We start from the raw sequence: 5,787 nt of genomic DNA, 5'->3' as shown, positions 1-5,787 counted from the left end.
CACAAAGAAAATGGATTTAGAGAAATCTGGATAGAAAGTGTGCCAAATTGGCATGGGAATGCACTTTTTATGAATGTCAATCTTTAATACACCAAGGAGTCAGAATGAAACGGTACCATAAACTTACACCAGAAGAAGAGAAGATTATTAATTTGAAAGGGACCGAATACCCAGGCACGGGGCAGTACGATCAGCACGCAGAACCTGGTGTGTATGTATGCAAACGCTGTGATGCTCCTCTGTATTTATCAGAGGATAAATTTTCTTCCCAGTGTGGTTGGCCAAGCTTTGATGACGAAATCTTTGGAGCTGTAGAACGTAAGCTAGATGTCGATGGTGCGCGTGTCGAAATCCTGTGTGGCAATTGTGGCGCACATTTGGGACATGTTTTTTCTGGCGAAGCTTTAACCCCCAAAAATATCAGGCATTGTGTTAATTCCCTTTCTTTGTCTTTCATTCCTGCTATGACCAAGGAAGGGTACGAGCGGGCACTATTTGCTGGGGGATGTTTCTGGGGTGTTGAACATTTATTGAAAAAGCTTTCAGGTGTTATGAGGGTAACATCTGGGTACACAGGTGGAACTGTCGTAAACCCTACATATGAAGAGGTGTGCACTGGCAAAACAGGGCATGCTGAAGCGGTGGAAGTGTTATTTGATTCAAAGGTAACCAGTTACGAAACTATCTTAAAGTATTTTTTTGAAATTCATGATCCTTCACAATCGCAGAGGCAAGGTCCTGATGTGGGCAACCAATACCGCTCGGCTATTTTTTATCTGACAGAGTGGCAAAAAGAAATTGCTTTAGATTTAAAGAGAATTTTGGAAAAATACGGGACACATGTAGTCACAGAAATTGTTCCTGCATCAACATTCTATCCGGCTGAAGATTATCATCAGTCCTATTATGGAAAAACCGGCAAACAACCCTATTGTCATCAGTGGACCCCCCGATTTTGAGTTTAATATGAAAGTTTTTTTGCGTATATTTATCGTTCTTGTTGCCCTTGTACAGCCTGGACATGCCTTTGATAAGGTGATTATTTGGGGGCACAAGCTTCATTCACACACCCACTCTTATGTGCATAACGGATTTTATAGAGCCTTTCAATTCTTAGGCTATCCTACGTATTGGTTTGACGATCAAGATTATGTGGAAGATTTTGATTTTTCTAATAGCTTATTTTTGACTGAAGGACAAGTGGATCACAACATCCCTTTACGGGAAGATTGTCAATACATCCTGCATTATTGTCGATCTCCCAAGTACCAGTCCTTAATCGAAAAAGGCAATTGTATCATTTTACAAGTGTATAACCATGGCCTTTATATCTATGATGAAGTGGGAAATCCCATTCTAGAATCTGTTCCAAATCCGGACACACTCATTCAAGTTGAGCCATTTGTGTATTGTGATCCGCAAGGAAAACGTGTTTATATGCCCTGGGCAACAGATTTGTTACCATATGAAATTGATGATGTAAAAGAGAGTTTGAAAACAGTTGTAAAAGAACCTTCGGTTTATTGGGTAGGAACTTATTCAGGAGGACTGTTTGGCAATATTTTAGAAATTGGACCATTTGAAAAAGCTTGCCACATGAATAACATTAACTTTATTCACAAAAACCCATGGACTCCTAAAAGAGGAATTAGCATGCAGGAGAACTGCGAGCTCATTAAACGCTCTTATATGGCTCCTGCAATTGTGGGGACGTGGCAAAATGAAAAAGGTTATATTCCTTGCAGAATATTTAAAAACATTAGCTATGGCCAAATGGGTATCACAAACTCCAAAACAATTTATGATTTATTTGAAGGCAAAATCGTCTACAATCCGAATACTTTTCAGCTCTTTTATGATGCAGAAAAACGGATCAAAGAGATGAAGCTCGAAGAACTTTATGAATTGATGGATTTTGTCAAAACAAAACACACCTATTTGAATCGTATTCAGGTGTTGGTCGAATTTTCAAACTACATCAAAGCAAATACTAAATCTTAGTGATGACGTCCAAAATCTATATAGACTTGAGCTACGTCAACTTGGAGTAGTTCGACTTCGATGGTATCTCCAACATCCAAGTGCTTGAATCCACTCACGAGTTTACCTTCAACTGGTGGATCCAAAAGGCGCACCCACGTGCCTTTTGAACTGGCACCTGTGACAATGGCTGAGTAGATCTGTCCAATCTGGTTTTTTAGAATCATTGCAGCAGCAGATTTTTTTAAATGTCTTTCTACTTTATTGGCATCTTCTTCTTTTTTCGTGCAGTGCTGTGCTAAAGTTTGCAGCTCCGCATCGGAATAAGAAGGATTTTGCTTTTGTAAAAAGCTTTTTAAGAGTCGCTGCATAATTAAATCTGGATAGCGCCGGTTTGGGGCGGTCGTGTGAGCATAATCTTCTAAAGCGAGATCAAAATGTCCGGGAGCTTCATTGCCTGGATAGCTAGGGACGTATTCTCCCCGCCCAATCAATTTGATAATGGTTAATGACAAATCTGGGAATCTTAGAGGGTCTTGTTTCTGTTGTTGCAAAAGAAAATTTTGCAAAGCTTTTGCATTTGGTTCATGAGGCAAGGAAACATCATGAATTTTTGCTATTTCGACAATTTTTTCCCAACGCTGCGGTTTTTTGACGATCCGCTTAAGGATAGGGACTTTCTGACTAATTAGATATTTGGAGAGGCAGGAATTCGCGGCGATCATACAGTTTTCAATCAGGGTATGGCCTCGATCTGATACGACTTTGCTTAAGGCGACCGGTATGTGATTTTCAAGGATAGGTTTCACTTCAATCGTGTCAAAATTTAAAGTTCCCAATTGTTCTCGAAATTGTTGGATTTTGTTCGAGATCAAATCTTGTAACTTAAGTTGTTCGTGGACTTCTGGCGAAACAGACTGCAAGGGTTTGCCGTGTTCAAGCCATTCGGAGACGGTTGGATAGGCTAGTTTTTGATGATTGTGTACGTTGGCTAAGTAGACATCCAACAGTTCAAACTTACCGGCTTCATCGATTTCCATTTCCACAACCACTGCATTTCTATCCACCTGTGGATTTAACGAAGTGATATCTGTTGAAAGTTTGGGATGCAGCATAGGAAAAATGACAGAAGGTGTATAAATCGACGTTGTATTGTTTTGGGCCTGTAAATCGATGAGCGATTCTTTTTGAACTGTTCCAGAAACATCCGCTACAGCCACATATAACCGATGCGTCTTCCCATTTTGCATGGGCTCTGCATAAGTCAATTGATCAAGATCTTTGGAATCAATATTATCAATGGAGATCCACAGCAAATGGCGCAGGTCTTTATAGGATGGAAGTGGTGCAGGAGCCTCTTTAATGTGATCTAATTCATTCAAGACCGGTGGGGAAAAATCAGGAATAAACCCGTGATCAAGCATAACTTGATGAGCAACCTGATCTAAATCGACGTTGTTGTGATTATTTGGAAGCATATGTCTTATCTCACATTAAGGGGTTCGTATTTCAATAGGTCGTGGTTGGGAAGTGATGTATGCGGCGATATCAAGAACTTCCTCAACAGTTAATCGAGGTTCTTGATAGGGCATATTATCGTAAATAAAGGCTGCCAAAGTGGGAAGATTGTTCATGCCAGCAGCTTGATTAAATGAGTGGTTACCCCACAAAGGCGGATATTTAAGATTGTCAGGACGTAATTGTCCTTCACCATCTTTACCGTGACACGCTGCACAGTGTTGCTGGTAAAGAGTGTTTCCTTTCTCTGCATTTGGGATAGCATGTGAGCGTAGCTTTTTTAGACCTAACCAAGGGGCTTGGTTTGAGACACCCTTTGATATCCATTCTAAATAGGCGATCATGGCCTTCATTTCCTTCGATTTTAAAGGAACAGGCTTACCGTTGAGACTTTTTGTGAAGCAGGCATTGATTCTTTCTTCTAAGGTATAATGGGGATTATCGAGAATCGCACGTGGATATTTCTTTGTAACACCAACTAAAGAGATTCCGTTGTTCTCTCCGCCAAAGGTGTTGCCACAATTAAAATGGCAGTTTGTGCAGCTGATTTCATCACCCGCGTATTGGGGAGCATGCTTTTTTGTATCGAATAAAATCCGAAATCCTTGCATGACTAATGGTTTGATATTTTCGGGTGCCATTTCAGGGTCTAGTAAGGTTGTTCTCCATTCCTGGGTATCATTTGATGAAGACATTCCATTAGAAGAGGAAAGTGCGACGAAAAGACCAGCTAAGCTAAAGAAGATGAAGAACAGAATGACAAATCGGGAATGTTCCATGCGACCTCTCTATAAAGCAGAGCAAAATTTAAGCCTCGATTCTAAAGCCTCACCATAAGAATTTGAATTGAAATTTATCAATCAATAATTTTAATTCTAAAAAATAAAGGGAGGTTTCGCATGTTACGCGTTTGGTTAACAACGGGATTGGTCATCTTACACACGTTTCTTCACGCCATACCAAACAAGGTATTGTTAATGCGTCATGCCGAAAAGCCTTTAGAAGGGATTTGCCTAAATCTGAAAGGGTTAGAGCGGGCAGCTGCTTTAGTTCCTTATTTTCAAGGGCGGTCGGAAATTCAGCAATATGGAACGCCTGTGGTTATTTTTGCTTTAAAACCTGGTCCTGAAAATGGATCAGTCCGTTCTATTCAGACCGTAGCGCCGTTAGCCCATGCGATGGGCATCCAGTTAAATACAGACTTTGAAGATCCTCAATATCCCAAGATGATCGAATGGATTAAAACGCACCCTGGTTTTCAGGATAAAACGGTTTTGATTTGTTGGGAACATCATGTTCTTCCTGATATGGCAAAGCAATTTGGGGCATCTACAGTTCCAGCAACATGGGAAGGCGATGTTTTTGACCGTGTGTGGGTGCTAGATCTTTCTCAAGAAGAAGTCATTTTTACCGATATTCCTCAACGTCTGCTATTTGGAGATTCTTCCGCAGGAGCTTCGTGAAACCATTTTTTATAAATTTTGGCATACGTTCCATCTCGCTGAACTTGCTGTAAAGCTCGGTTAAAGGCCGCTAAAAATTCAGGGTTTCTTTTGCTAAATCCAAAGGCCATTTTTTGGATGGGCTTAGGAAGTGATCCCAGAATTTTTAAACTTCCCTTTTCTTTAACAAGTAAGTAAGCATGAGGATAAAGGAGCAAAAAAGCGTCAATTTGTCCTTTTTCGAGATCTTTCAGGGCTTCATTCATATCGCCAAAAGGATAGATCACCATTTTACCAATTTGTCGATCATTTAGTAGCTGTCTAGCTCCCTCTTCTTCGGCTGTTCGGCTAAGAACACCAACTGATTTTCCTCGCAATTCTTGCACGGATTTAATGGATGAATTTTTAAGCTTACTAACCACTAAACTTAAATGTGTGACTAAATAGGGAATTGAAAAATCAATCACTTGTTGATGTCCTTCTTCCATTACCAATCCATCGGCAATTAGATCATATTGTTGATTATCCAGCCCTTCCATAATTTGATTGGGCGCTGCTTCTACCCACTCACATCGGAGTTTTAGCTGTTTGCAAATTGCATTAAGTAAGTCCACCTCTAAACCCGCTTTTTGTCGATTAATGAAGGGGGGATTTGAAAATGAACTTCCGATTTTTAAAACTCCGGGAGTAATTGTACTATAACTTGCTTTTTCTAAAGCGTTTAAGAGACTTTCTCTGAATTAAATAATACAGGCTATTCTTCTAACTACCAACCGAGTCATAGCAAGATAAAACATTGATAAACTGCTTGTTGCAATTAACTCATAATCCTTACTTAATCGACGAC

The 5,787-nt window shown here is 40.1% G+C and carries 6 protein-coding genes; 3 read left to right on the top strand and 3 right to left on the bottom strand.

Annotated elements, in window-relative coordinates; translation table 11 throughout:
- Nucleotides 1–104: 104 nt before the first annotated feature.
- Nucleotides 105–959, top strand: a complete 855-nt coding sequence (locus tag AB7E63_RS13095) for a bifunctional methionine sulfoxide reductase B/A protein (RefSeq protein WP_006341558.1) — start codon at nt 105–107, stop codon at nt 957–959.
- Between the two features lie 7 nt (nt 960–966).
- On the top strand, nt 967–2,001 hold the full coding sequence (locus AB7E63_RS13090) for a hypothetical protein (protein WP_006341557.1): 1,035 nt from the start codon (nt 967–969) through the stop codon (nt 1,999–2,001).
- Here AB7E63_RS13090 and AB7E63_RS13085 read toward each other — a convergent pair.
- Both AB7E63_RS13085 and AB7E63_RS13080 read right to left on the bottom strand, forming a co-directional pair.
- On the bottom strand, nt 1,998–3,458 hold the full coding sequence (locus AB7E63_RS13085; RefSeq protein WP_428419639.1) for an RNB domain-containing ribonuclease: 1,461 nt from the start codon (nt 3,456–3,458) through the stop codon (nt 1,998–2,000). The two genes, AB7E63_RS13090 and AB7E63_RS13085, sit on opposite strands and share 4 nt — an antisense overlap.
- Nucleotides 3,459–3,473: 15 nt before the next feature.
- The gene (locus tag AB7E63_RS13080) at nt 3,474–4,277 is read right to left on the bottom strand and encodes a c-type cytochrome (RefSeq protein ID WP_284452826.1); all 804 of its coding nucleotides are present in this window, start codon (nt 4,275–4,277) and stop codon (nt 3,474–3,476) included.
- A 120-nt stretch (nt 4,278–4,397) separates the two neighbouring features.
- On the opposite strand from AB7E63_RS13080, the gene AB7E63_RS13075 reads away from it, so the two are divergent.
- A complete protein-coding gene (locus tag AB7E63_RS13075) occupies nt 4,398–4,961 on the top strand; it encodes a hypothetical protein (RefSeq protein WP_232503256.1) in 564 nt (187 codons plus the stop codon).
- Here the strand turns inward: AB7E63_RS13075 and AB7E63_RS13070 are convergent.
- A complete protein-coding gene (locus AB7E63_RS13070) occupies nt 4,919–5,581 on the bottom strand; it encodes a substrate-binding periplasmic protein (RefSeq protein WP_428419640.1) in 663 nt (220 codons plus the stop codon). The two genes, AB7E63_RS13075 and AB7E63_RS13070, sit on opposite strands and share 43 nt — an antisense overlap.
- Between the last annotated feature and the right edge of the window lie 206 nt (nt 5,582–5,787).

It is taken from the genome of Parachlamydia sp., assembly GCF_050255895.1.
Classification (GTDB): domain Bacteria; phylum Chlamydiota; class Chlamydiia; order Chlamydiales; family Parachlamydiaceae; genus Parachlamydia; species Parachlamydia acanthamoebae.
The sequence above is the reverse complement of the archived record's forward strand: the minus strand, read 5'-3'. Positions and strand labels throughout refer to the sequence as shown.